The organism is Cupriavidus sp. KB_39 (assembly GCF_052114485.1).
Classification (GTDB): Bacteria; Pseudomonadota; Gammaproteobacteria; order Burkholderiales; family Burkholderiaceae; genus Cupriavidus.
Map to the genome: position 1 here is coordinate 68820 of NZ_JBFREV010000021.1, position 25554 is coordinate 94373.

Below are 25554 nucleotides of genomic sequence, written 5' to 3' on the forward strand. Positions count from 1 at the left end.
AGGACTTGCTTAATACTTAGCCGATCGTCATCAGACTTGCATTGCCGCCCGCAGCCGCCGTGTTGACGGACAGCGAACGCTCGATCAACAAACGCTCCAGCGCGACATTCGGTTCACCGTGAGCCAACCCCTGCACGCCGACGATGGGACCGTGCCGCTGGGCCACCTGTTCGCAGACGGTACGCAGCTGGTCGGAATCGCCGTGGTGCAGCACCGCGTCGAAAGCGGCGTCCGCGGCCTGCGCATCTTGCCAGTTGGCGGCCAGGCGGACGCGCGATTGTACTGCCTGGGGCAGGCGCGACAGCAAGCCCTTGTTTGCAGTGGTGTCTGGCCACAACGCCTGGGCGCCCACGGCCAGGACGGCRGCCAGTTGGGTGAGCAGGTCGGCCTCTTGCTGGGCCAGGCACAGYACCCGCTCGCGCGGCAGCAGCGAGTAGGTATTGCGCTCGCCGGTGGGGCCGGGCAGCGTCACGGCCAGGCCGGACGGGCTCGCCTCGGCAAAGCGGTCGCAGGCGGCGGCCAGTTCGGGTTGCGAGCCYTGCGCCCACGCCTTCAGCGCGGCCAGGCCGGACGAGACCCGCGCGACCTGTGCCCCGCCATTGGTATCGGCGCCGCGCACGGTACGCGCCACGGCGTCCTGCGGGCACACCGACAGCAGCCGGTGCAGGTAGAGCGGGCCGCCCGCCTTGGGGCCGGTGCCGGACAGGCCCTCGCCACCAAACGGCTGCACGCCGACCACTGCACCCACAATGTTGCGATTCACGTACAGGTTGCCCACATGGGCACGATCCACGATGCGGGCGATGGTTTCGTCGATCCGCGTATGGATGCCCAGCGTCAGGCCGTAGCCGGTGCCGTTGATCTGGTCGATCATCGTGTCGAGCGCGGCGCGCGGGTAGCGCACCACGTGCAGCACCGGGCCGAAGACCTCGCGTTGCAGTTCTTCAAGGCTTTCCAGCTCGATCAGCGTGGGCGGCACGAAGGTGCCGTGGCGGCAGGCGGCGGACTGCGCGGCGCCCGGATCGGCCTGGTGCACGCGGCGGCCCTTGGCGCGCATCGCCTCGATATGGCGGACGATGCCGGTACGCGCTTCGTCGTCGATCACCGGGCCGACGTCGGTCGAGAGGCGGTCCGGGTTGGCCAGCGTCAGCTCGCCCATCGCGCCCTTGAGCATTTCCAGGATGCGGTCGGCCACGTCTTCCTGCAGGCACAGCACGCGCAGCGCGGAGCAGCGCTGGCCCGCCGAGTCGAAGGCGGAGGACACCACGTCCGCCACCACCTGCTCGGCCAGCGCGGACGAATCCACGATCATCGCGTTCTGGCCGCCGGTCTCTGCGATCAGCGGAATCGGACGGCCGGCGGCGTCCAGGCGGCCGGCGACGTTGCGTTGCAGCAGGCGCGCCACCTCGGTGGAGCCGGTGAACATCACGCCCTTGACGCGGGCATCGCCCACCAGCATGGCGCCTACGGTCTCGCCGCGGCCCGGCAGCAGTTGCACGGCACCAGCCGGCACGCCGGCCTCGCGCAGCAGGCGCACGGCCTGGGCGGCGATCAGCGGGGTCTGCTCGGCCGGCTTGGCCAGCACCGGGTTGCCGGCGGCCAGCGCGGCGGCCACCTGGCCGGTGAAGATCGCCAGCGGGAAGTTCCACGGGCTGATACAGACCACCGGGCCTAGCGGGCGATGGGTATCGTTCGAGAAGCCGTCCCGCACCTGCACCGCGTAGTAGCGCAGGAAGTCGACGGCCTCGCGCACTTCGGCAATCGCGTTCGAGAAGGTCTTGCCGGCCTCGCGCATGATGGTGCCCATCAGCGACTGCATCTGCGCTTCCATCAGATCGGCGGCACGCTCCAGGGCGGCGGCGCGCACCTCGGGCGGCGTGGCCTGCCAGATCGGTGCCACGTTGACGGCGGCGGCCAGCGCGGCCTCGATCTCATCGGGCGTGGCTTCGCTGACGTGGCCCACCACGTCGCGGTGGTCGGCCGGGTTCAGCACCGGGGCGAACACGGCGTCGGCGCGCGACACATCGCCGCCCAGCAGCGGCTCGGCACGCACGGTGTCGCTGGTGCCGGCCAGCAGCGCCGACGACAACGACGCCAGCCGGTGCTCGTTCGACAGATCGATACCGATCGAATTGGCGCGCGACTTGCCATACAGCGCGCGCGGATGCGGGATGCGGGGGTGGGGCAGGCCGAGCGTGCCTTCGGTCTTGTGCATCTGCTCGACCACGGCGACCGGGTCGGCCACCAGTTCGTCGAGGGCGATGGTGTCGTCGGCAATGCGGTTCACGAACGACGTATTTGCGCCATTTTCGAGCAGGCGGCGCACCAGATAGGCCAGCAGCGTCTCATGCGTGCCCACCGGCGCGTAGATCCGGCAAGGCCGGTTGAACTTGCCCTCGGCGAGGGGGCCCACCACCTGGTCGTACAGCGGCTCGCCCATGCCGTGCAGGCACTGGAACTCGTACTGGCCGGGGTAGTAGTTCTGGCCGGCAATCTGGTAGATCGCCGAAAGCGTGTGCGCGTTGTGCGTGGCGAACTGGGGATAGATCGCATCGGGCACGGACAGCAGCTTGCGCGCGCACGCGATGTACGACACATCGGTATAAACCTTGCGCGTATAGACCGGGTAGCCCTCCAGGCCATCGACCTGCCCGCGCTTGATCTCGCTATCCCAATAGGCGCCCTTGACCAGGCGGATCATCAGGCGGTGCCGGCTGCGCCGCGCGAGGTCGATCACATAGTCGATCACGAACGGGCAGCGCTTCTGGTAGCCCTGCACCACGAAGCCGATGCCGTTCCAGCCGGCCAGATCGGGTTCGAAGCAGAGGCGTTCGAGCAGGTCGAGCGAGATTTCGAGGCGGTCGGCCTCCTCCGCATCGATATTGATGCCGATGTCGTACTGGCGCGCCAGCATCGTCAGGGACTTCAGGCGGCCGTAGAGTTCCGAGATCRCGCGCTCGTGCTGGGCGCGGCTATAGCGCGGATGCAGCGCGGACAGCTTGATCGAGATGCCCGGGCCCTCGTAGATGCCCCGGCCGCGCGAGGCCTGGCCGATGGCGTGGATGGCCTGCTCGTAGGAGGCCAGGTAGCGCTGGGCATCGGCCTCGGTCATGGCGGCTTCGCCGAGCATGTCGTACGAGTAGCGGAAGCCTTCGGCCTCGTATTTCCGGGCGTTGGCGAGCGCCTCGGAGATGGTCTCCCCGGTCACGAACTGCTCGCCCATCAGGCGCATGGCCATGTCCACGCCCTTGCGGATCAGTGGCTCGCCGCCCTTGCCGATGATGCGCGTCAGCGCCTTCGACAGCCCTGACTCCGTATGCGTGGCCACCAGCTTGCCGGTCAGCAGCAGGCCCCAGGTGGCGGCGTTGACGAACAGGGACGGGCTCTGGCCCAGGTGCGACTGCCAGTTGGCGCCGCTGATCTTGTCGCGGATCAGCGCATCACGCGTGGCCTTGTCGGGAATGCGCAGCAGCGCTTCGGCCAGGCACATCAGCGCCACGCCTTCCTGTGACGACAGCGAGAATTCCTGAATCAGGCCCTGCACCAAGCCTTCGCGGCCGGTGCCCACCTTCTGCTCGCGCAGGCGCTGGGCCAGCGTCTTGGCCATCTTGATCGCGGCGTCGGCCTGTTGCTGCGGCAGGCGGGCCTGTTCCAGCAGCACCGGTACGCAATCGGTTTCCGGGCGACGATAGGCCGAGGTAATCGCGGCGCGCAGCACGGACTGCGGCTGGATGCTCTGGGCGAATTCGAGGAACGGCTGCGGGGCGGCATCGCCCGGTTGCACCTCGGTGTCACCGCCCTCGGCGTCTGCGCCGGCGCTGAACCCGCCTTCGTGCGGCAGATGGCCGCGTTCGACCTGCTCCAGATACGTGAAGATCGCCTGCTTGATCAGCCAGTGCGGGGTACGGTCGATCGATTGGGCAACGCGTTTGAGGCGGTCGCGCGAGGCGTCGTCGAGCTTGACGCCGAGGGTGGTGGTGGCCATGCGAGCAGTTCTCCGAAAAGCGGGGGGAAGCGGCCACGCGGTCCGCGCGCGGTGCGCACGCGAGCCCCGGCCGCTTCAGGGCTGCCGCGATATTACCCTCGGAAAATTGCGAGGTGCAACCTAGTGCAACCCCTTAGCCTGCGAAGGGGTGCGACGGTTGCACCACTACAACACTTTGCACGCCGTCTAGATCCGCAGCGGGTCGATCTCCAGCTGCCAGCGCACCCCCTTCACGGCGCTGCCGACCTCGCCAAATGTTTGCACCCACTCGCTCACAAACCGTTGTAAAACCGGGCGCGCGCTCGCTTCCACCAGCATCTGCGCCCGCTCCTTGTTGAAGATGCGCACCATCGACATCGGCACCGGGTCGTGGAGTTGCACCTCTGGCGCCAGCGCACAGGCATCGGCCCGTTCGCGCGCGGCCTGGAGGAAGGCCAGCGCCCGTTCGAGCTGGCCGTGCTCGGCCGTGACCAGCACCTGGTACGCGAACGGCGGCAGGCCGGCCTGACGGCGCTCGCGCAGTTGGCTGGCGGCAAATCCATCATAGTCATGCCGGACCAGCGCCTGCAACGCCGGGGCGTCCGGGTAACGGGTCTGGATCAGGACTTCGCCCGGCAGCCCGGCCCGGCCCGCGCGGCCGGAGACCTGCATCAGCGACGCGAACAGGTGCTCGGCGGCGCGGAAGTCGTGACTGAACATCGCGGCGTCCGGATGGACGATGCCGACCAGCGTCACGCGCTGGAAGTCGTGGCCCTTGGCCACCATCTGTGTGCCAACCAGGATGTCGACCTCGCCCGCGTGGACTTCGTCGAACATCGCCTGCGCGGTGCCCTTGCGGCGCGTGGAATCGGCGTCGATCCGGGCGATGCGGGCGTCCGGGAAGCGCGTGGCGAGGGCCTCCTCGATGCGCTGGGTTCCGCGCCCAAGTGGCGCAATGTCGACATTCCCGCAGTCGGGGCAGTGATGCGGCACCGGCGATTCCAGCCCGCAGTGGTGGCAGCGCAGCCGGCGCTCCGGCCGGTGCAGCACCAGGTACGCCGAGCAACGCGGGCAGCCGGAGAGCCAGCCGCAGCTATCGCAGGCCAGCACCGGCGCATAGCCGCGCCGGTTCAGAAACAGCAGGCTTTGCTGGCCGCGTTCCAGCCGTTGCTGGATGGCGTCCAGCAGCGGCACGGACAGCCCTTCGAACAGATGGCGCTGACGCTGCCGTTCATGGTTCAGGTCGATCAGCCGCACCGTGGGCAGCGCGGCGTCTGCCTGGGCGCGCTCGCGCAGCACGAGCTTGCGGTAGGCGCCCTGCCCCGCCCGATGCCAGGTCTCCATCGACGGCGTGGCGGAGCCCAGCACGATGCCGATCTTCAACTGGTTGGCGCGCCAGACGGCCAGATCGCGCGCCGAGTAGCGTAACCCTTCCTGCTGTTTGTATGACGTATCGTGCTCTTCATCGACCACGATCAGCCGCAGGTGCGGCATCGACGCCAGCACCGCCATCCGCGTACCCAGAACGATGCGCGCCTCGCCGCGATGGGCGGCCAGCCATTGCAGGCTGCGCTCCTGATCCGCCAGCCCGCTATGGAGCACGGCCAGCGGCTCGTGCGGGAAGCGGGCGGCGATGCGCGCCTGGAGCTGCGGCGTGAGATTAATCTCAGGCACGAGCATCAGGATCTGTGCGGCGGGGTCGGCGGCCAGCAGGCTCGCCATGGCGTGCAGGTAGACCTCGGTCTTGCCACTGCCGGTCACGCCGTGCAGCAGGAACGGCGCAAAGCCTTCGGCGCTGGCGATGGCGTCCACGGCCTGCCGCTGCTCGTCGTGAAGGGGGGGGGCGACGGAGGGCGGCTGGTCTGGCGCAATATCGAGCAGCCTGCGGGCCGCAATGGACGATTCGATCCAGCCGGCGGCCTCCCATTCGGCCAGCCGGGCCGGGGCGGCGGTGCAGAGCGCGCGGGCGTCGGTCAGGCCGATCCAGTCCGGCGTTGCGGCCAGGGCGGCAGCCAGCGCGTGGGCGGTGCGGGCGCGCGTGGGCACGGCGGCGAGCAAGGCGTCGCCCTGCCCGTCGCGTACCCGGTACTGCGTGCTTTGGGCGCGCTGGCCGAGGCGGTCCCACGTCTCGGCCTCGCGCAGGGAAGGCGGCAGCGCGGGCAGCATGACCTCGCCCAGCCGCCGGTGGTAATAGCGCGCCGCGAAACGCGCCAGCGCCATCCATTCGGCATTCACCGGGGGCATCCAGCCGATATGGCGCTCCACCGGGCGCAGGCGGTCTGCAGGCACATCGCTGCTGTCGGCCATCTCCACGGCCACGCCGACCATGCTGCGGCGGCCGAATGGCACCACGACAAGGTCACCCGGCGCCACATCGTGCGCGGCGACGTAGTCGAAGCAATCGTCAGCGGGCGTATCGAGCGCAACGCGCACGATCGGCGCTGGTGCAGGGGCGGGATCGGCTTCCAATGTCTGTGATGTTTGCGCGACGTGGAGCGCCGGGGCGGTCATCGACGGACCCCCGACTGGTGCAGTCCAGATGCGCAATCGTTGTGCATGCGACGCATGGTCGACACCATGAGAAAAGTCTGTGTGCGGCGCAACATCAACTTAAAGTAAAACTTCAAATGTGACCCTAAGTCGATGATCCATGGATGGTTTTCCACTTCCCCCGAAGTGCCTGTGGATAACTTTGTTGAAAAGTCGCTCCATCTTCCCCGGAAGGCGCTTGAATCCAAGGTTCCATCGCTGTCGCGGGCTCGCTTGAAGAAGATTCAAAGTCTTATGAATCAAGGACTTGCGAAGACCCCCCAACTGAGTTAAGGGGTAACCCGCTCGTGCACTGCCGCAAACCTATCAGTGTGCATAAGTCAAGCCTTGACAACGACCCATCGGCACCTTTTTGGAGACAAATCAAAAAATAGTTTACTTGACAGCCCTTGCCGTGAGCCTCCCCGTGCACAAGGCCGGCGCACGGGCCCGCGTCGCTGCGACGCGGGGTATTTCAAACGGCCGGGAGCCTGTGTTAGCGCGCGCCGCGCAGGGTGCGACTGTAACGATGCACTTCGTCCACCAGCACGGAAACACTCTCGGGCGGCGTGAACTGCGAGATGCCGTGGCCGAGGTTGAACACGTGGCCGTCGCTGCCACCGCCTGCCCCGTAGGTGTCGAGTACGCCACGCACCTGCTCACGAATGGCGGCTTCGGGCGCGAACAGCACCGTCGGATCGATATTGCCCTGCAACGCCACCTGGCCGCCCGTGCGGCGACGGGCCTGGGCGAGGTTCACGGTCCAATCGAGGCCGATGGCATCCGGGCCGATCTCGGCGATCTGCTCGAGCCAGTGGCCGCCGCCCTTCGTGAAGACAATCGCCGGGATTTGCTGGCCCTCGTGCTCGCGCTTGAGGCCGGCCAGCACGCGGCGCATGTATTCGAGCGAGAAGCGCTGGTACATGCCGTCGGCCAGCGCGCCGCCCCAGGTATCGAACACCATGACGGCCTGGGCGCCTGCTTCGATCTGGGCGTTCAGGTAGGCGGACACCGCCTGGGCGTTGATGTCGAGGATGCGATGCATCAGGTCCGGGCGGCCGTACATCATCGCCTTGACCGTGCGGAAGTCGTCCGAGCCGCCGCCTTCGACCATATAGCAGGCCAGCGTCCACGGGCTGCCCGAGAAGCCGATCAGCGGCACGCGCTGGCGGCCGTCCTGGATCAGCGCGCGGCGGATCTCGCTCACGGCATCGAAAACGTATTGCAGGGAAGCCATGTCCGGCACGGCGAGCTTGGCCACATCCCCTTCCGTGCGCAGCGGGTGCGCGAAACGCGGACCTTCGCCCTGGGCGAACGACAGGCCGAGGCCCATCGCGTCCGGCACGGTGAGGATGTCCGAGAACAGGATCGCGGCGTCGAGCGGGTAGCGATCCAGCGGCTGAAGCGTCACTTCCGTCGCATAGGCGGGATTCTTCGCCAGCCCGAGGAAGCTGCCGGCGCGGGCGCGCGTGGCGTTGTATTCGGGGAGGTAGCGGCCCGCCTGGCGCATCAGCCACAGCGGCGTGTACTCGGTGGGTTGCCGGCGCAGCGCGCGCAGGAAGGTATCGTTCTGCAATGCGGTCATGGTCATCCTCTCAAGACCGCCATTCTAAGGGATGCCCGCCGCCACACGGTGTCCGGGAAAGGTGTCATGCCTCGTCGAAGATGCCGACGAAGGCTTGCGCGGCGCGGCGCATCCACTCGCGGGCGCGCGGCGCGTCCGGCTGCAGGCGCGCGAAGCCGTGGGTCATACCGCTGGCCTCGATCGTGACGACCGGGGCGTCGTGGCGCACGAGAAAATCGGCGTARGCGAGGCCGTCATCGCGCAATACGTCGTTGGCGGCGACCAGCACCACGCTGGCCGGCGGCRGCCGCGAGGGCGCGGTGGCCATCAAATGGATGCGCGGGTCRGTGGYCTCGGGGCCACGCACCAGGGCATCGACGCCGATGAATTGGGTCCAGAACCAGGCCATCTCGTCACGCGTCAGGCCCGGACCGTCGGCGAAGGCGCGGTAGCTCTCCGTGGTCAGCACCGGTGCGGTGACCGGATAGATCAGCAGCTGCGCGTTGACGACCGGGGCGCCGGCGGCGGCATTGACCTCGCGGGCGGCCACGGCGGCGAGGTGCGCGCCCGCGCTGTCGCCGGCCACGGCGAGGAAGGTCGGATCGACGTCGAGCGCCTCGCGCATTGCCGCCAGCGCGCGCACGGCACCGATCGCGTCATCGCACGGCGCAGGAAAAGCGTGTTCCGGCGCGAGCCGGTAATCGACGCTGGCCACCACGCAACCCGTGTCTTCGGCCAGCAAGGCGGCCACCGTGTGGTGGGTGCGCGGCGAGCCAACCACCCAGCCGCCGCCATGGAAATAGACGATCAGGCGTGGGCGTTCCACATCGGCAGGACGGAACAGGCGCACAGGCAGCGACGCCGTGCCGGTCTCGATCGTGATGTCGGTAACGGCCATGCCCGCCGGGTCGTCGATTAACGACTGCGCGGCCACCTCGTCGAAGCGTGCGCGGCGCGCGGACGCATCAACGGGTACGGGCTGGCCGGCGTATTGCTCGGCCATGCGTTGGTAATAGGCGAGAATCTGGGGGTCGATGGCCATGGCGCGTCGTGGAAAATCTGAACTGGCGCCAGTGTAATCGCCCGGCGGAGGGCGACGAAGGAAACAAAGCGGCGAAGGGTGCGCTTGAACCGTATCGAATCGTAACGCTAGAGGCGCTACCGAACACAGTTTTAAAGCGGGAGTTTTCTTTATCCCCCAAAAGTGGGGAGTACGGATTATGCATTCGCAGAAAACCTAATGCATTCAGTAGCCTAGCGCTTAAATGTCTTAACATTGGCTTGCCGGGGCTGCGGCGATCCGTGTGCAGATTGGGCCCCGATCGGCGCATAAAAGCGTCTAAAACGCCGGTTTCTTACTCGCCGGGCTTTCAACTACTTGCAAAACGATACATTTTGTTACTGCCATCCCCAGAAGTTTCCCCCACAATGCATTGACACACCGAAGCGCTGGTGTGAAGTGTCCCCACCCGTAAAGCATTGAAAAATAAGGGGATGCGGAAGAAAGCCTGAAGAGTTTGCTTGGCAGTATCCCGATTTTCCGGACCAGCAAGTCAGAACTTGCCGATCCGGAGCACCAGGAAAGACCGATCGGCGCGTGGCTTGAGTTTCCCCGGACGTGATGTCGGAGACCTCGCCAAGGATGCGGAGAGAAGACTCCGATGCGCTCGTGAGTAAATCCTGGACCGAACCCGTTCCTTCGAATTGACCCCTCGAAGGGATTTTCCCGTCCGCGCGGAGCCTCCCCGGCCCGCGCGCTTTTTTTTGTGGTCCAGGCAGGAAAATATAGCGCCCGTCGAACAAAAAAGGCAGCCACATGGCTGCCTTTTTCCATGGCGCACCGAAAAAACAACAGGTGCGCCAGTCCTACTTAACTGCTTACTTCTTACGACGCAGACGGGCGATGGCAGCCAGCTGCGCAGCGGCCACGGCCAGCTCGCTTTGTGCGCGCGCCAGGTCCAGGTCGCTGCCCTGGTTCTGCATCAGTTCCTCGGCCGCACGCTTGGCGTCCTGCGCCTTGGCTTCGTCCAGATCGCTACCGCGGATGGCAGTATCGGCCAGCACAGTTACGTGCTTCGGCTGGACTTCGAGAATACCGCCGGCAACGAACACGAACTCTTCGCTACCGTCTTCCTTCTCGATGCGCACCGCACCCGGTTGGATGCGGGTGATCAGCGGCGTGTGGCCCGGCAGAATACCCAGTTCACCCGTCTCGCCCGGCAACGCCACGAACTTCGCCTGACCGGAGAAGATCGACGCTTCCGCGCTGACGACGTCTACAAGAATGGTTGCCATATCAGATCCTTTCTCCTGAAAGCGTTAGCTTCCCGATACCAGGAAGCAAGTTTYCGCCTCCACGCGGGCCGCGGCAGTTGCCACGGTGCATGAAGGCGAAACACACCGCTTACTGGAGCTTCTTGGCCTTCTCGAAGGCTTCGTCGATCGAACCGACCATGTAGAACGCCTGTTCCGGCAGGTGATCGCACTCGCCATCCACCAGCATCTTGAAACCACGGATGGTTTCCTTCAGCGGCACGTACTTGCCCGGCGAACCCGTGAACACTTCGGCCACGTGGAACGGCTGCGACAGGAAACGTTGGATCTTACGGGCGCGGGACACAGCCAGCTTGTCTTCCGGCGACAGTTCGTCCATGCCCAGAATCGCGATGATGTCGCGCAGTTCCTTGTAGCGCTGCAGGGTCTGCTGTACGCGGCGGGCCACTTCGTAGTGTTCCGTGCCGACGACTTGCGGATCCAGCTGACGCGACGTGGAGTCGAGCGGGTCAACGGCCGGGTAGATACCCAGCGCTGCGATGTCACGCGACAGCACCACGGTCGAGTCCAAGTGCAGGAACGTCGTGGCGGGCGACGGGTCGGTCAAGTCATCCGCAGGCACGTACACGGCCTGGATCGACGTGATCGAGCCAGTCTTGGTCGACGTGATGCGCTCCTGCAGCTTGCCCATTTCCTCGGCCAGCGTCGGCTGGTAGCCCACGGCGGAAGGCATACGGCCCAGCAGTGCGGACACTTCGGTACCGGCCAGCGTGTAGCGGTAGATGTTGTCCACGAAGAACAGGATGTCGCGGCCTTCGTCACGGAAGCGCTCGGCCATCGTCAGGCCGGTCAGCGCCACGCGCAGACGGTTGCCCGGCGGCTCGTTCATCTGGCCGAACACCATGGCCACCTTGTCGAGCACGTTCGAGTCCTTCATTTCGTGGTAGAAGTCGTTCCCTTCACGGGTACGCTCGCCCACGCCGGCGAACACCGACAAACCGCTGTGCTGCTTGGCGATGTTGTTGATGAGCTCCATCATGTTCACGGTCTTGCCCACACCGGCGCCGCCGAACAGGCCAACCTTACCGCCCTTTGCGAACGGGCAGACCAGGTCGATCACCTTGATGCCGGTTTCCAGCAGGTCCACCGACGGCGACAGTTCGTCGAACTTCGGGGCCTTCTGGTGGATGCCGCGCAGCTCGTCAGCCTGGATCGGGCCGGCTTCGTCGATGGGACGACCCAGCACGTCCATGATGCGGCCCAGCGTACCGTGGCCAACCGGCACGGAGATGGCAGCGCCAGTGCTCTTGACCGGCATGCCGCGGCGCAGGCCGTCGGACGAGCCCAGGGCAATCGTACGCACCACGCCGTCGCCCAGCTGCTGCTGCACTTCGAAGGTCAGGCCCTTCTCGGCAAACGACGAGTCGCCGGATTCTTCCAGCACGAGCGCCTCGTACACCTTCGGCATTGCGTCACGCGGGAACTCGATGTCCACCACGGCGCCAATGCACTGCACAATATTTCCGATACTCATTTCGTATCTCCGATAGCTTGAATACTTGACGCCTTAGACCGCAGCGGCACCGCTGACGATTTCCGACAGTTCCTTGGTGATCGCTGCCTGACGGGTCTTGTTGTAGACCAGTTGCAGTTCGCCGATCACGTTCTTGGCGTTGTCGGAAGCAGCCTTCATGGCCACCATGCGCGCCGATTGCTCGGACGCCATGTTCTCGGCCACGGCCTGGTACACCAGCGCTTCGACGTAGCGGACGAGCAGCTCTTCCACCACGGTCTGGGCGTCAGGCTCGTAGATGTAATCCCACGAGTAGGCACGCTTTTCGTCTTCGGTCTGGCTGAGCTTGTCGGCTGCCAGCGGCAGCAGTTGCTCGACCATCGGCTCCTGCTTCATCGTATTGATGAACTTGGTGTACGCCAGGTACACCACGTCGACCTCGCCATTGGCGAATGCGTCGAGCTGGACCTTGATCGCGCCGATCAGCTTTTCCAGATGCGGGGTGTCACCGAGGTGCACCACATGCGAGACCACCTTGGCGCCAATGCGGCCCAGGAACTGCATGCCCTTGGTACCGATCGCGGTCGCTTGTACGTCCACGTTGCGGCCCTGCAGGGTCTTCAGTTCGTTGGTCACCGCGCGCAGCACGTTCGTGTTCATGCCGCCGCACAGGCCCTTGTCCGTCGTCACCACGATCATGCCAGCGCGCTTTACATCGCGGGCCTGCATGAACGGATGCTTGAACTCGGGGTTGGCCGTAGCCAGGTGCGCCGCGATATTCCGCACTTTCTCGGCGTAGGGGCGGGCATTCCGCATCCGTTCCTGCGCCTTGCGCATCTTGGACGCGGCGACCATCTCCATCGCCTTGGTGATCTTGCGCGTGTTCTGCACGCTCTTGATCTTGGTTCGAATCTCTTTCGTTCCGGCCATATCTTCCTCTCCATTCGTTTCGCGCCGCGCCACCGTTACTCCGGGCGCGCGGCACGATCCGTGGAATTACGCGGTTAGAACGCGGCGGACTTCCTGAAATCCTCGATCGCGGCACGCAGTGCGGCCTCGTCGTCCTTCGACAGATCCTTGGTATCTTCGATGCGGTTGACGAGATCGGCGAACTTGGTCTTCAGGTGGTCGTGGAGGCCCTTCTCGAACGGCAGGATGTCCTTCACGTCCACGTTGTCCAGGAAGCCATTGTTCGCGGCGTACAGCGACGCGGCCAGTTGCCACACTTGCAGCGGCTGGTACTGCGGCTGCTTCAGCAGTTCCGTCACGCGGCGGCCGCGCTCCAGCTGCTTGCGGGTGGCATCGTCCAGGTCCGAGGCGAACTGCGCGAACGCAGCCAGTTCACGGTACTGGGCCAGGTCGGTACGGATACCGCCGGACAGCTTCTTGATGACCTTGGTCTGGGCAGCACCACCGACGCGCGACACCGAGATACCGGCGTTGATAGCGGGGCGGATACCGGCGTTGAACAGGTCGGTTTCCAGGAAGATCTGGCCGTCGGTGATCGAGATCACGTTGGTCGGCACGAAGGCGGACACGTCGCCAGCCTGCGTTTCGATCACGGGCAGCGCGGTCAGCGAGCCGGTCTTGCCGGTCACGGCGCCGTTGGTGAACTTCGACACGTAGTCTTCGTTCACGCGGGCAGCACGCTCRAGCAGACGCGAGTGCAGGTAGAAGACGTCGCCGGGGTAGGCTTCGCGGCCCGGCGGGCGGCGCAGCAGCAGCGACACCTGGCGGTAGGCCCAGGCTTGCTTGGTCAGGTCGTCATAGACGATCAGYGCGTCTTCGCCGCGGTCGCGGAAGTACTCGCCCATCGTGCAGCCGGCGTAGGCGGCCAGGTACTGCATGGCGGCCGAGTCCGAAGCGGCAGCGGCCACGACGACGGTGTATTCCATCGCGCCGTGCTCTTCCAGCTTGCGCACCACGTTGGCGATCGTCGAAGCCTTCTGGCCGATTGCCACGTACACGCAGAAGACGCCCTTGCCCTTCTGGTTGATGATGGCGTCGACAGCCACGGCGGTCTTGCCGGTCTGGCGGTCGCCAATGATCAGCTCGCGCTGGCCACGGCCGATCGGCACCATCGCGTCGATCGACTTCAGGCCGGTCTGCACCGGCTGGCTCACCGACTGACGTGCGATCACGCCCGGGGCCACCTTCTCGATCACGTCCGTTTCCTTGGCGTTGATCGGGCCCTTGCCGTCGATCGGCTGGCCCAGCGTGTTCACCACGCGGCCCAGCAGTTCGCGTCCCACCGGCACTTCCAGAATGCGGCCGGTGCACTTCACCGTGTCGCCTTCGGAAATGTGTTCGTACTCACCCAGCACCACGGCGCCCACGGAGTCACGCTCCAGGTTCAGCGCCAGGCCAAAGGTGTTGCCGGGGAATTCCAGCATCTCGCCCTGCATCACGCCGGACAGGCCGTGCACGCGGCAGATACCATCGGTCACGGAGATCACCGTGCCGGTGTTGCGCACTTCAGCGTCGGCGCCAAGACCCGAGATGCGGGACTTGATCAGCTCGCTGATTTCTGAGGGGTTCAGTTGCATCACAATGCTCCTAATTCTTCAATCCGTCGGCCGTTGCGGTCAGGCGGTCAGCGCGGCTTGCATGGCGGCCAGGCGCGCGCGCACGGAGGTGTCGAGCACTTCGTCGCCGACCTTGACGCTCACGCCGCCGATCAGGGACGGGTCCACCGCCACCTGTGCGTACAGCTTGCGGCCGAACTTGCGTTCGAGTGCGGCGACCAGTTCGTTGACTTGCGAGGTCTCCAGCGGGAAAGCGCTGGTGATCTCGACGTCGGACGACCCCTCGCGGGCGTTCTTGAGCGCATGGAACTGTTCGGCGATTTCCGGCAGCACCGTCAGGCGGTGGTTCTCCGCCAGCAGGTTCACGAAGCGGCGTGCCTCGTCGTTGACCGGGCTCTTCAGCACCGACTGGAACACTTCCGCCAGCTTCTGGGCGGAAACGTTCGGATCGTCGGCAAGCGCCTTCATGTCGGGATTGGCAGCAACCTGCCCCATCTCCGACACCAGTTCGGACCATGCACCCAGGTTGCCTGCACCGGCTTCGCTCGCGACGCGGAACAGCGCCTCGGCGTAGGGACGGGCAATGGTTGCGGTTTCAGCCATGATTAGAGCTCAGCCTTGAGTTGATTGAGCAGGTCGGCGTGCACCTGCGCGTTCACTTCACGCTTGAGGATCTGCTCGGCGCCCTTCACGGCCAGCGTGGCGACCTGGTCGCGCAGCTGTTCGCGAGCGCGGGTCACTTGCTGATCCGCCTCGGCCTTGGCCTGGGCGATGATGCGTGCGGCTTCTGCCTGGGCGTTCTGCTTGATCTCGTCGGCCGTCAGCTGGGCGCGCTTCTCGGCGTCAGCGACGCGTTGAGCACCCTCGGTGCGGGCTTCGGCCATAGCCTGGTCCACACGCTTGTTAGCGAGTTCGAGCTCGGCCTTGCCTTTTTCGGCAGCGGCGAGGCCATCGGCGATCTTCTTTGCGCGTTCGTCGAGCGCCTTCACCAGCGGCGGCCAAATGAATTTGGCAACAACCCACCACAGGATGAAGAACACGACCATCTGCGCAAAAAACGTTGCGTTCAGATTCATGGTGTGTTCCTTTCGGTAATCAAACTACAGATAAATGCACAAGGGCGGCCAGGCCATCGGACTGAGGCCTGCGCCGCCCGTCAGCATCATGCAGACCGAAAAGACTTACTGAATGACAGCCAGCAGCGGGTTGGCGAAGGCGAACAGCATTGCAACACCCACGCCGATCAGGAATGCCGCGTCGATCAGGCCAGCCAGCAGGAACATCTTGGTTTGCAGCGGGTTCATCAGCTCGGGCTGACGTGCGCATGCCTCGATGTACTTACCGCCCATCAGGGCGATACCCAGGCAGGCACCGATGGCGCCCAGACCGATGATGATGCCGATGCCGATAGCGGTCAGACCCTGGATGTTGGCGAGATATGCTTGCATGATGACTCCTTTAAATTGAGAGAGACTTAGAACCAAAAAACCAAAAAACCAAAAACCTTGAAATCAGTGGTGATCGTGAGCCTGGCCGATGTACACCAGCGTCAGCATCATGAAAATGAATGCCTGCAGCAGCACGATCAGGATGTGGAAGATGGCCCAGACGGCGCCAGCAATCACGTGACCGACGAAGCCCAGCGCGGACAGGTCGCCGCTGAACGTCCAGATCGAACCCAGCAGCGCGATCAGCAGGAACACCAGTTCGCCGGCGTACATGTTGCCGAACAACCGCATGCCGAGCGAGACGGCCTTGGCCAGGTATTCGATGACGTTCAGGATCAGGTTGAACGGGGCCAGGTACCACTTGGCGCCGAACGGGGCCGAGAACAGCTCGTGCGTGAAGCCGCCCACGCCCTTGATCTTGAAGCTGTAGTAGATCATCAGCACCAGCACGGCACAGGACATGCCCAGCGTGCCGTTCAGGTCGGCAGTGGCCACGGCGCGGTGGTGCGGCAGGTGGATGTGGAACACGCCCAGCAGGTGGTTCAGGCCGGTGACCCAGTCCACGGGGATCAAGTCGATCGCGTTCATCACGGTGATCCAGCAGAACACCATCAGCGCCAGCGGGGCGATCCAYGAGCGGTCGCCGTGGATGATGCCCTTGGCCTGGTCGTCCACCATCTCGACGATCATTTCCACGAAGGCCTGGAAGCGGCCCGGCACGCCAGGCGTCACGCGGCGCGCGGCGGCGTAGAGGAACGAGAGTGCGAGCACGCCGCACAGGACGGACCAGAACACCGTGTCATAGTTGATGACACTGAAATCGACCACGGAATGCTGCTTCCCGCCGATCGAATTCAAGTTCTGCAAATGTTCGGCGATATAGCCTGAGGGTGTGAGCGTATGCCCTGCGCCTTGCGTAGCTTCTGCTGACATGTCGTTGCGAACCGTATATTGCGAAATGGATAGGTACTGGCCCCCGCTCTGGCGGAAGCCCGGTACGCGTCTTGCATGGCCTTCGGTCACGTGACCGGTCACCGCCAGGCAAGCCGCCTCGTTGTTCTGGGCAAACCTTGCTCACGCGGCACTGGCCCCTTCGTGGGCCCGCCGCGCGTGAAACTGAAACCTCTTGATATTCCGGAGGGGTGCCTCATTTGAATCGGCAGCCGACCCTTGCATCCGGCCACCGCTTCAGGAATCCACTCAGCGAATCGCGAGTGCCACCCAATATGTCTTCAGCGCCAACAGGAACGTGACCAGCATCGGTACCCAGCGCAGATCGCGGTACAGCACCACCACCAGCACGAACAGTGCGACGGTGCCGAAGACCTTGATCGCCTCGCCGGCCACCAGGCCGCCGACCGACGGCTGCCCGCGCGACATCCACAGGCGCAGCGCGAAGAAACCGCTCGGCACGAAACACACCGTGCCGCCAAAGAACGCCGACCAGCCCGACGCCGCCTGCTCCTGCGCGAACACCGCCCAGGCCAAGGCCGACAGCAGCGTCACAACAACCTGCGCCATCACCACCCTGGCTGGTGTCATCCGCGACGGGCGCAGCGCACGCTCGCCCAGCAGCGTCACCGCATCGGCACGCGATAGCGGATCGACAGCCTGTTCTTCATTCGCGCCATCATCGCCCCAGTCATCATCCCGATCGCTCCAGTCGTCGTAACGACGAGCGGTATTCGGTTGATCCGGAGACGCTGCACGGTCCAGCGAAGGGTCTTGCTGTCGGTCTCGTACCACCACCTGCCTAGCCTCGTTCCAGGCCGGAACTTTTCGGGTCCGGCCAGAATTCAAACCGCACGATTCTACGGGGAATCCACGAGACGAGTCAATCTGCTTTCAGTTAGCTTGCAGCATGTTGCGCACAACGGTTGCTATCACGCCTCCATGATGGCTGGCGGGATATTGCGCGGCAATGACGCAAGACGTAATTGGATTGCGCGCGCAACGGGCCGCATGATGGCGATTTGACCTGCGCGCGAGCGGTGCACCCTGCCCTTCGACGGTGCAAGCCGTTCGGTTATCGCGCAGATTGTGGGAAGCGCCGCGACGGACATCGCGGCATTGTCGCAACAGGCCGACAACCGCGTGCCTCCGGGGCACAAAGCGGTTGCCGTAACGCGCGGATGACGCTAGGCCACGCGCTGGCCGTCCGCAGGCTCGCGCAGGCGGGTGAGCACGCCGTCGAGGGCGTCGTTACTGGTGAAGTGGATCGTCAGCTGACCCTTGCCGCGCGCGCCGAGCTTGATCTGCACGGCCAGGCCCAGCGTATCGGACAATTCTTCTTCCAGGCGCGCCACGTCACGCGTGCCGTTGCCGGTCTTCTGCTTGAGCGACTTGAGGTCGAACGGCTTGAGCGTCGACGTGACCAGCTTCTCGGTCTCGCGCACCGACAACCGCTTGTTGACGATCTGGTTGGCGAGCGTGATCTGGTTGGCGCCGTCGACGGCCAGCAGCGCGCGCGCGTGACCCATGTCGAGATCGCCCGCCATCAGCATCGTCTGCACGGGATTGGCCAGGTTCAGCAGGCGCAGCAGGTTCGACACCGCGCTGCGCGAGCGGCCGACCGACTCGGCGGCCTGCTCGTGCGTGAACTGGAATTCGCGGATCAGCCGCATGATGCCCTGCGCTTCCTCGAGCGGGTTCAGGTCTTCACGCTGGATGTTCTCGATCAGCGCCATCGCGGCGGCGGCCTCGTCGGCCACGTCCTTCACGAGCACCGGCACCTTGTCCAGGCCCGCGATCTTCGAGGCGCGGAAGCGGCGTTCACCAGCRATGATCTCGTAGCGGTCCGGCTCGGCCACACGGCGCACGAGGATCGGCTGCATCAGTCCCTGCGCGCGGATGCTCGCGGCCAACTCCTGCAGCGCACCCTCGTCCATGCGCGTGCGCGGCTGGTACTTGCCCGGCTGCAGCTGTTCCAGGCGCAGCACGGTGGGCGCGCCCTCCTGCTTCGCGGTCTCGACGATCTCGGCGGGGCCGCCCAGCAGTGCCTCCAGTCCWCGGCCGAGGCCCTTCTTCTTCGCGGTACTCATGGTCGCCATCCTTCTATCCTAATCCGCGACGCTCAACCGAGCTGCCGCACGCGCGCGATCATCTCCGCGCCGAAATCGAGATACGCCTTGGCGCCCTTCGACGCGGCGTCGAACGCCACGCCCGGCATGCCATAGGACGGAGCCTCGGCCAGCCGCACGTTGCGCGGAATCACGGTCTTGAACACCTTGTCGCCGAAGTGGGCCTCCAGCTGCGCCGACACCTGCTGCTGCAGCGTCACGCGCGGGTCGAACATCACGCGCAGCAGGCCGATCACCTTCAGCTCGCGGTTCAGGTTCGCGTGGACCTGCTTGATCGTGTTGACGAGGTCCGAGAGGCCCTCCAGCGCGAAGTACTCGCACTGCATCGGCACGATCACGCCGTGCGCGGCGCAGAGGCCGTTCAGCGTCAGCAGGGACAGCGACGGCGGGCAGTCGATCAGCACGAAGTCGTACTCGCCATCCACCTCGGCCAGCGCCTGCTTGAGCCGGCGCTCACGCTGGTCCAACTCGACGAGTTCCACCTCGGCACCGGCCAGTTCGCGGTTGGCGGGCACCACGTCGTAGCGGCCGGACTCGGAACGCTGGCGCGCCTGCTGCACCGTCGACAGCCCCACGAGCACCTGGTACACGCTGTGTTCGAGCGACTGCTTGTCGATGCCGGAGCCCATCGAGGCATTGCCCTGCGGATCGAGGTCCACCAGCAACACGCGCTGCCCCTGCGCAGCCAGCCCGGCGGCCAGATTCACCGTGGTGGTGGTCTTGCCCACACCGCCCTTCTGGTTGGCGATCACGAATACCTTGGCCATAGGCGCTTGCTGCTCCTCAGTGCTTACCGCCGGCGCGAGGCCGGTTTGTGCTGAATTGTTCACATTATCGTTCATGACCGGCGCGACAGCACCACGAGGTGCCGTTCCGCATCCAGTTCCGGCACCGTCAGCTTCGGTACCGCCTCCACCTGCCACGTCGCCATCAGTCCAGCAGCTTCCATGCGATCGATCTCCGCCTGTGGATAAATACCCTTCATCGCGATCAGCTTCCCGCCCGGCGCCAGCAATTGGCCAGACAGGCTCACGAAATCGCTCAACTCCGCGAACGCCCGCGACGTGATCACGGCATAGCCGCTGGCGTCCTCGAGCTTCTCCACCGGGCCCCAATGCGCGGCGGCGTTGGACAGCCCAAGCTGTGCGCGGCACTGTGTCAGGAACGCGGTCTTCTTCTGGACGATGTCGACCATCAGCACGGACACGTCCGGACAGGCAATCGCCAACGGCAGCCCGGGCATGCCGCCGCCGGAGCCGACGTCGAGCACCCTGCCCCGGGCCGGCTCGGCCGCATCCGTGGCGCGCGCGGCTTCCGCCAACGCGGGGACGGCCGTCAGCGAATCGAGCAGATGGTGCGTGAGCATCTCGTCAGGATGACGGATGGCGGTGAGGTTGTAGACGCTGTTCCACTTGCGCAGCAGCGTCAGGTAGGCGAACAGCGTGTCGATCTGGGCCGGCGCCAGTGTCAGGCCGATGGCCGCCAACCCGGCTTCCAGGCGGCGGCGTTGCGCGGCGTCGTCGATCGCGGGGTGTCGGGGGCCGCCCACTCAGGCAGCCTCCTGGCCGTTGCCGGCCGGCGCGGCAGCGGACGCACCGCGCCCCATGCCCTTCTTCTTGAGGTGTACCAACAGCAGCGAGATCGCGGCCGGCGTGACGCCCGAGATCCGCGACGCCTGCCCGAGCGTTTCCGGACGATGCTGGTTCAGCTTCTGGCTGACCTCGAAGCCCAGCCCGCGCACCTCGGTGTAGTCGAAATTAGGCGGCAGCTTTGTCGCCTCGTTGGCTTCCAGCTTGTCCACCTCGGCGGCCTGGCGGGCGATGTACCCGTGGTACTTCACGCCGATCTCGATCTGCTCGCGGATCTGCTCGGCCAGCATCGGGTCTGCATCKAGCACCCCTTCCGGCGCATGACGGCCATCCTGCATCGCCATCAGTGCCTCATAGGTGACCTCGGGGCGCCGCAGCAGATCAGCCAGCGAATACTCGCGCTCGATGGCCTTGCCGAGCAGCGGCACGGCGTCAGCCTCGGGCAGCAGCGTCGGGTTGACCCACGTGCTCTTCAGGCGCTCTGTTTCACGTGAAACAGCGTCGCGCTTCCGATTGAAGGCGTCCCAGCGGGCGTCATCGACCACGCCCAGTTCGCGCCCCATCTCGGTCAGACGCATATCCGCGTTGTCTTCGCGCAGGCTCAGGCGGAATTCGGCACGGCTCGTGAACATCCGATACGGTTCGGTCACGCCACGCGTGATCAGGTCATCGACCAGCACGCCGAGGTAGGCTTGGTCCCGGCGCGGCGTCCAGGCATCCCGCTCGCGCACAAAGCAGCCTGCGTTAATACCGGCCAGCAGGCCCTGCGCGGCGGCTTCCTCGTACCCAGTCGTACCGTTGATCTGGCCGGCGAAGAACAGCCCCTGGATGGCCTTGCTCTCCAGCGACGCCTTCAGCGCACGCGGATCGAAGTAGTCATATTCGATCGCGTAGCCGGGACGCAGGATGTGCGCGTTCTCCATGCCGCGGATTGAATGGACCAGATCGAGCTGCACGTCGAAAGGCAGGCTGGTGGAGATGCCATTCGGATAGAACTCGTTCGTCGTCAGCCCTTCCGGCTCGAGGAAGATCTGGTGGCTTTCCTTGCTCGAAAAGCGATGGATCTTGTCCTCGATGCTCGGGCAGTAACGCGGCCCTACCCCTTCGATCACACCGGTGTACATCGGAGAGCGGTCCAGGCCGCCGCGAATGATGTCGTGGGTACGGCTGTTGGTATGCGTGATCCAGCACGGAAGCTGCTGCGGATGCTGCTCCGGACGGCCCAGGAAGGAGAACACCGGCACCGGATCGAGATCGCCCGGCTGCTCTTCCATCACCGAAAAGTCGATGGTGCGCCCGTCGATACGAGGCGGCGTGCCGGTCTTGAGCCGGCCCTGCGGTAGCTTCAATTCCTTCAGACGTGCCGACAAGGAGACCGCCGCCGGATCGCCGGCACGCCCACCCGTGTAGTTATCCAGCCCGACGTGGATCTTGCCGTCGAGGAACGTCCCCGCCGTCAGCACCACAGCCCGCGCCCGGAAGGCGATGCCAACCTGGGTCATGGCGCCAACCACGCGGTCGCCCTCCACCATCAGGTCATCGACGGCCTGCTGGAACAGCATCAGGCTCGGCTGGTTCTCCAGCCGGGTCCGAATCGCCTTGCGATACAGCACACGGTCCGCCTGGGCACGCGTGGCACGGACGGCCGGACCCTTGCTGGAGTTGAGGATGCGGAACTGGATACCGGACTCGTCCGTGGCCGCCGCCATTGCGCCGCCCATGGCATCCACTTCCTTGACCAGATGCCCCTTGCCGATGCCGCCGATCGACGGATTGCAGCTCATCTGACCCAACGTCTCGATGTTATGGCTCAACAGCAGCGTCTGGCAGCCCATACGGGCGGCGGCAAGCGCGGCTTCGGTGCCGGCGTGACCACCACCGACGACAATGACATCGAACTCTTTCGGGTAAAGCATGGGACACCTCCTCCGGGAGGCTGGGCGGGAAAATTCAGGATGCCGAATTATAGCGGCAATCCCATCAGGGACTTTGGTCGGACACCATGTTTCACGTGAAACATGGCGGGTGCGGTACATGGTGGGAGGAAGTGTTTCACGTGGAACACAATCTGTGATCTCCGCCACGCACGTCATTTGTGACGTATTTGATGCATTTTTTGCGTCGCAACATGACTCGGCGCATGATCTTGGACTCACCAGACAGGAGTTCAGTCATGAGTTTCCAGGATTCACGGGGTCTTCACATGCTGCCGCAGGCGCCAGAGGAAGCGTCGTACTACACCTATGGAACGCCCAGCGCGGGCCTGGGGCAATACGCGCATCCGAATATGCTGTCGTTCTTGTTCAACCTTGAGTTCAAATGGGGCCGGCACGATGATCGGAAGCTGGGATTCGGGAACATTAGTCTCGCCGACAGCACCTATTTCGAAGGCCACAAATCGCATAGGGATGGGCTGGATATCGACATTCGGCCCGTCCGTAAGGACGGGAAACACATGCCAGTCGAATACCAGCAAGCGGCCTATGATCGCGCCGCCACACGCCGACTCGTCGAGCTCATTTGGCAATGTGGACACGTGGATTATGTGTACTTTAACGACCTCACAGTCCCACGGGTCGTCCGGAAGCCATTCCACGATAACCATCTGCACGTTCGTGTCCGAGGATAAGGACAATGAGATATCAAATGGCTATAGTCCTGGTCGCCACATTGCTGGGCGTGGCGGCAGTGAGCGCTGCAGCTTCGGCATGGGAGTACGAGTTTCGTCCAGCAAAAGTGGAGTACGTTGTATATGGYGGCTATCTTGGCGACACGATCCCGCCCAGCAAAGGCGACAGTAAGATTTCCTTTTTGATCTCGGGTAGCGCCGCCCGAGAGATGTTCAACGCCCTTGGGCCGGACCGGCCTGATGCATGCGGTGCGGACGCCTCGACTCGCGTGAGGGAAAAAAGAGAAATTTCTTGTCTACGATACTCTGCCAAGGAATACGTGTGCTACGTCGGTTTCGACTTGAAAACCGGCAAAAGCATCGGCGGCGTCATCTGTTAAGCCCCCAAAGAAAAAGCCCCGCTTCCGCGGGGCCCTTCCCTCTCCGATGTTTCACGTGAAACATCGCCGTACCGCTTTCAAAGCTTCCCGCGGATATACGTGGCGATGCTCGCCGACAGCAATCCCAAATCCCGCTGGAGGGTCACGAAACCCGCATTGGGTACCTTGGTTGCCTCATCCATATAGAGCGGGCGGCGGATCTCGATCTGGAGGCTATTGCGGCGCTCGGCGGGGCGGCCGATTTGGGCGATGAGCTGCACACCCTTGTACGGGTCGTTGCGGGCTACGGTGTAGCCCATCTTCCGCAGTTCCCGCTCCACGAGGTTGACGAGGCCGGGCTCGCATGTGGTGCCGTCCCGGTCGCCCAGTACGAAGTCCGCCAGCGGGTGCGGGCTCTGGATCTTGAGCCGCTCGTAGGCGTTGTTCGGCATCGAGTGCAGGTTCAAGTGCCACACCGCGCCGAAGCGGCTGTAAGCGGCCTCCACCGCCGACGACAGCACCGCGTGGTACGGCCGGTAATAGCGGTCGATCCGTGTCTGCACTTCCGCTACGGACAGCTTGCGGTCATAGATCGGGGTATTCGCATCCAGCCTGCGCCAGACCAGCCCGTAGCCGAGGCGCGTCTTCTCGCCCGGGGCCAGCGTGGTCGGCCAGGGGCCGTCGAGCAGGTCCGGGTCGAGGTCGTCGAGCATCCGGTTCGGGTCGATATAGACGCGGGGGAAAGTGGCCGCGACCAGCGTCCCGCCGACCTCGGGCACGGCTTCCCACAGCGTGTCGATGTGGGTGTCCTCCCCACCTCGCAGCCGCGCCAGCGGCACCACCGCGCGGAAGTCGTCCGGATAGAACACGCCGCTGTGCGGAGAATCGCAAACCAGCGGCAGCGGAYCACCCTGGGGGCCGGCCAGCGAGAACGGGCCAATCGGGGCGTCGCCCTGTACAGCTTCGAAGGTCGTCATCGCTCAGTCCAGCTTGATGTTGGCAGCCTTGGCCACGCGGGCATAGCGGGCCATGGCCTGCTGGATCTGCGCCTTGAACTGGTCAGGCGTGGTCGGGACCAGCGTACCGCCGGACTCCTCGACCTTGCGCTTRAACTCGGGGTTCTGCATCGCCTTGTGGATGGCGGCGTTGAGCTTGTCGACGATGGCCGGCGGCGTGCCGGCCGGTGCGACGATGCCGAACCAGCCGCCATCGCCCATGTCCTTGAAGCCGAGCTCGTTATAGGTCGGCACATTCGGCAACTGCGACGAGCGTGCCGCRCCCAGCACCGCCAGCGCGCGCAGGCGGCCCGATTTCACGTGGGGCAGCGTGGACGACAGGTTGTCGGTGATCGCGTTGACCTGCCCTGCCACGGCGTCATTGAGCGCAAGCCCGGCGCCCTTGTACGGCACGTGCAGCAGGTCGATCTTGGCCAGCATCATGAAGTTCTCGATGTTGACGTGCCCCAGCGAGCCCGCACCGGGCGACGCGAACGTGTACTTGCCCGGGTTGGCCTTGGCCAGCGCGATGAACTCCTGCATCGTCTTGGCCGGCACGCTCGGGTGGACGGCGAACACACTCGGGATGGCAATCACGTTGGTGACCGGCGCAAAGTCCTTGATCGGGTCATAGCCGAGCTTCGGGTAGACGGCCGGGTTCGAGCCGTGCGTGCTCACAGTGGCCATGCCGATCGTGTAGCCGTCCGGCGCCGAGCGCGCCACCTGCTCCATGCCGATGGAGCCGCCCGCCCCACCCTTGTTGTCCACGACGATGGTCTGGCCCAGCTCCCGGCCGGCGAATTCGGCCACCAGGCGTGCCGACAGATCGGTGGAACCGCCCGCCGCGAACGGCACGACAAGCCGGATCGGCTTGTTCGGATAGCTGCCTTGCGCAATGGCGTGGCCGCTGACGGTGGCGCCCAGCGTGGCGGCCATGGCGATGCCGGTCAGCAGGAACTGGCGTCGCGGGGAACGGGCTCGGGTCATGGGATCAAACTCCTCTTTATCGTTCTCGATGGGGATACCGAGCGTCGAGTGTCGGGAGTTTACCGGTCGCGCACAAACGACTATATTGCACGGTTGCA

21 protein-coding genes are annotated in these 25554 nt (G+C 64.9%); 2 read left to right on the top strand and 19 right to left on the bottom strand.

From position 1 onward, the window contains the following. Positions 1–16 precede the first annotated feature (16 nt). From putA to mnmG, 17 genes are all read right to left on the bottom strand, one after another. Positions 17–3985 carry a trifunctional transcriptional regulator/proline dehydrogenase/L-glutamate gamma-semialdehyde dehydrogenase gene (gene putA / locus AB4Z27_RS17100; RefSeq protein ID WP_441644872.1) on the bottom strand — a complete coding sequence of 1323 codons (3969 nt, stop codon included), beginning with the start codon at positions 3983–3985 and terminating at the stop codon, positions 17–19. Between the two features lie 186 nt (positions 3986–4171). Beyond that, positions 4172–6475, bottom strand: a complete 2304-nt coding sequence (locus AB4Z27_RS17105; protein ID WP_441644873.1) for a primosomal protein N' — start codon at positions 6473–6475, stop codon at positions 4172–4174. 514 nt (positions 6476–6989) lie between these two features. Next, complete coding sequence (hemE, locus tag AB4Z27_RS17110; protein WP_441644874.1) at positions 6990–8078, bottom strand: uroporphyrinogen decarboxylase; 1089 nt, start codon at positions 8076–8078, stop codon at positions 6990–6992. Between the two features lie 64 nt (positions 8079–8142). Beyond that, on the bottom strand, positions 8143–9099 hold the full coding sequence (locus AB4Z27_RS17115) for an alpha/beta hydrolase (protein ID WP_441644875.1): 957 nt from the start codon (positions 9097–9099) through the stop codon (positions 8143–8145). Positions 9100–9935: 836 nt separating this feature from the next. Beyond that, entirely contained in the window at positions 9936–10352 is a 417-nt protein-coding gene (locus AB4Z27_RS17120) for a F0F1 ATP synthase subunit epsilon (RefSeq protein ID WP_092300321.1), read from the bottom strand. 109 nt (positions 10353–10461) lie between these two features. Further along, positions 10462–11865, bottom strand: a complete 1404-nt coding sequence (atpD, locus tag AB4Z27_RS17125; RefSeq protein WP_092300324.1) for a F0F1 ATP synthase subunit beta — start codon at positions 11863–11865, stop codon at positions 10462–10464. 33 nt (positions 11866–11898) lie between these two features. Next, a complete protein-coding gene (atpG, locus tag AB4Z27_RS17130; RefSeq protein ID WP_092300327.1) occupies positions 11899–12774 on the bottom strand; it encodes a F0F1 ATP synthase subunit gamma in 876 nt (291 codons plus the stop codon). 74 nt (positions 12775–12848) lie between these two features. Continuing rightward, complete coding sequence (gene atpA, locus AB4Z27_RS17135) at positions 12849–14390, bottom strand: F0F1 ATP synthase subunit alpha (RefSeq protein ID WP_092300331.1); 1542 nt, start codon at positions 14388–14390, stop codon at positions 12849–12851. A 39-nt stretch (positions 14391–14429) separates the two neighbouring features. Then, a complete protein-coding gene (locus tag AB4Z27_RS17140; RefSeq protein ID WP_092300334.1) occupies positions 14430–14972 on the bottom strand; it encodes a F0F1 ATP synthase subunit delta in 543 nt (180 codons plus the stop codon). Between the two features lie 2 nt (positions 14973–14974). Then, positions 14975–15445, bottom strand: coding sequence for a F0F1 ATP synthase subunit B (locus AB4Z27_RS17145; RefSeq protein WP_092300337.1), 471 nt, complete (start codon positions 15443–15445; stop codon positions 14975–14977). Between the two features lie 105 nt (positions 15446–15550). Further along, positions 15551–15817, bottom strand: a complete 267-nt coding sequence (gene atpE / locus AB4Z27_RS17150; RefSeq protein WP_092138471.1) for a F0F1 ATP synthase subunit C — start codon at positions 15815–15817, stop codon at positions 15551–15553. Positions 15818–15880: 63 nt separating this feature from the next. Continuing rightward, the gene (atpB, locus tag AB4Z27_RS17155) at positions 15881–16750 is read right to left on the bottom strand and encodes a F0F1 ATP synthase subunit A (protein WP_441644876.1); all 870 of its coding nucleotides are present in this window, start codon (positions 16748–16750) and stop codon (positions 15881–15883) included. Positions 16751–17017: 267 nt separating this feature from the next. Continuing rightward, on the bottom strand, positions 17018–17566 hold the full coding sequence (locus tag AB4Z27_RS17160; RefSeq protein WP_092300343.1) for an ATP synthase subunit I: 549 nt from the start codon (positions 17564–17566) through the stop codon (positions 17018–17020). 389 nt (positions 17567–17955) lie between these two features. Continuing rightward, positions 17956–18858 carry a ParB/RepB/Spo0J family partition protein gene (locus AB4Z27_RS17165; protein WP_092300434.1) on the bottom strand — a complete coding sequence of 301 codons (903 nt, stop codon included), beginning with the start codon at positions 18856–18858 and terminating at the stop codon, positions 17956–17958. A 32-nt stretch (positions 18859–18890) separates the two neighbouring features. Beyond that, positions 18891–19664, bottom strand: coding sequence for a ParA family protein (locus tag AB4Z27_RS17170; RefSeq protein ID WP_092300345.1), 774 nt, complete (start codon positions 19662–19664; stop codon positions 18891–18893). Between the two features lie 71 nt (positions 19665–19735). After that, the gene (gene rsmG / locus AB4Z27_RS17175; RefSeq protein ID WP_441644877.1) at positions 19736–20446 is read right to left on the bottom strand and encodes a 16S rRNA (guanine(527)-N(7))-methyltransferase RsmG; all 711 of its coding nucleotides are present in this window, start codon (positions 20444–20446) and stop codon (positions 19736–19738) included. After that, positions 20447–22402, bottom strand: coding sequence for a tRNA uridine-5-carboxymethylaminomethyl(34) synthesis enzyme MnmG (gene mnmG, locus AB4Z27_RS17180; protein WP_441644878.1), 1956 nt, complete (start codon positions 22400–22402; stop codon positions 20447–20449). 257 nt (positions 22403–22659) lie between these two features. Between mnmG and AB4Z27_RS17185 the strand changes: the two genes are divergently transcribed. Both AB4Z27_RS17185 and AB4Z27_RS17190 read left to right on the top strand, forming a co-directional pair. Then, the gene (locus AB4Z27_RS17185; RefSeq protein WP_441644879.1) at positions 22660–23115 is read left to right on the top strand and encodes a penicillin-insensitive murein endopeptidase; all 456 of its coding nucleotides are present in this window, start codon (positions 22660–22662) and stop codon (positions 23113–23115) included. Between the two features lie 17 nt (positions 23116–23132). Further along, on the top strand, positions 23133–23495 hold the full coding sequence (locus AB4Z27_RS17190; protein ID WP_092300357.1) for a hypothetical protein: 363 nt from the start codon (positions 23133–23135) through the stop codon (positions 23493–23495). A 77-nt stretch (positions 23496–23572) separates the two neighbouring features. On the opposite strand, the gene AB4Z27_RS17195 is transcribed toward AB4Z27_RS17190, so the two are convergent. Both AB4Z27_RS17195 and AB4Z27_RS17200 read right to left on the bottom strand, forming a co-directional pair. Continuing rightward, positions 23573–24451: an N-formylglutamate amidohydrolase gene (locus AB4Z27_RS17195; protein ID WP_441644880.1), complete on the bottom strand. Its 879-nt coding sequence runs from the start codon at positions 24449–24451 to the stop codon at positions 23573–23575. Between the two features lie 3 nt (positions 24452–24454). Continuing rightward, complete coding sequence (locus AB4Z27_RS17200; RefSeq protein WP_092300363.1) at positions 24455–25456, bottom strand: Bug family tripartite tricarboxylate transporter substrate binding protein; 1002 nt, start codon at positions 25454–25456, stop codon at positions 24455–24457. Positions 25457–25554: the final 98 nt, after the last annotated feature.

Excerpts from the sequence above, each read along its gene's own strand:
- hemE (WP_441644874.1), bottom strand. The coding sequence starts at position 8,078 with ATGACCGCATTGCAGAACGATACCTTCCTGCGCGCGCTGCGCCGGCAA.
- atpE (WP_092138471.1), bottom strand. The coding sequence starts at position 15,817 with ATGCAAGCATATCTCGCCAACATCCAGGGTCTGACCGCTATCGGCATC.
- AB4Z27_RS17170 (WP_092300345.1), bottom strand. The coding sequence starts at position 19,664 with ATGGCCAAGGTATTCGTGATCGCCAACCAGAAGGGCGGTGTGGGCAAG.
- AB4Z27_RS17105 (WP_441644873.1), bottom strand. The coding sequence starts at position 6,475 with ATGACCGCCCCGGCGCTCCACGTCGCGCAAACATCACAGACATTGGAA.
- AB4Z27_RS17185 (WP_441644879.1), top strand. The coding sequence starts at position 22,660 with ATGAGTTTCCAGGATTCACGGGGTCTTCACATGCTGCCGCAGGCGCCA.
- AB4Z27_RS17145 (WP_092300337.1), bottom strand. The coding sequence starts at position 15,445 with ATGAATCTGAACGCAACGTTTTTTGCGCAGATGGTCGTGTTCTTCATC.
- atpD (WP_092300324.1), bottom strand. The coding sequence starts at position 11,865 with ATGAGTATCGGAAATATTGTGCAGTGCATTGGCGCCGTGGTGGACATC.
- atpG (WP_092300327.1), bottom strand. The coding sequence starts at position 12,774 with ATGGCCGGAACGAAAGAGATTCGAACCAAGATCAAGAGCGTGCAGAAC.
- AB4Z27_RS17140 (WP_092300334.1), bottom strand. The coding sequence starts at position 14,972 with ATGGCTGAAACCGCAACCATTGCCCGTCCCTACGCCGAGGCGCTGTTC.
- AB4Z27_RS17120 (WP_092300321.1), bottom strand. The coding sequence starts at position 10,352 with ATGGCAACCATTCTTGTAGACGTCGTCAGCGCGGAAGCGTCGATCTTC.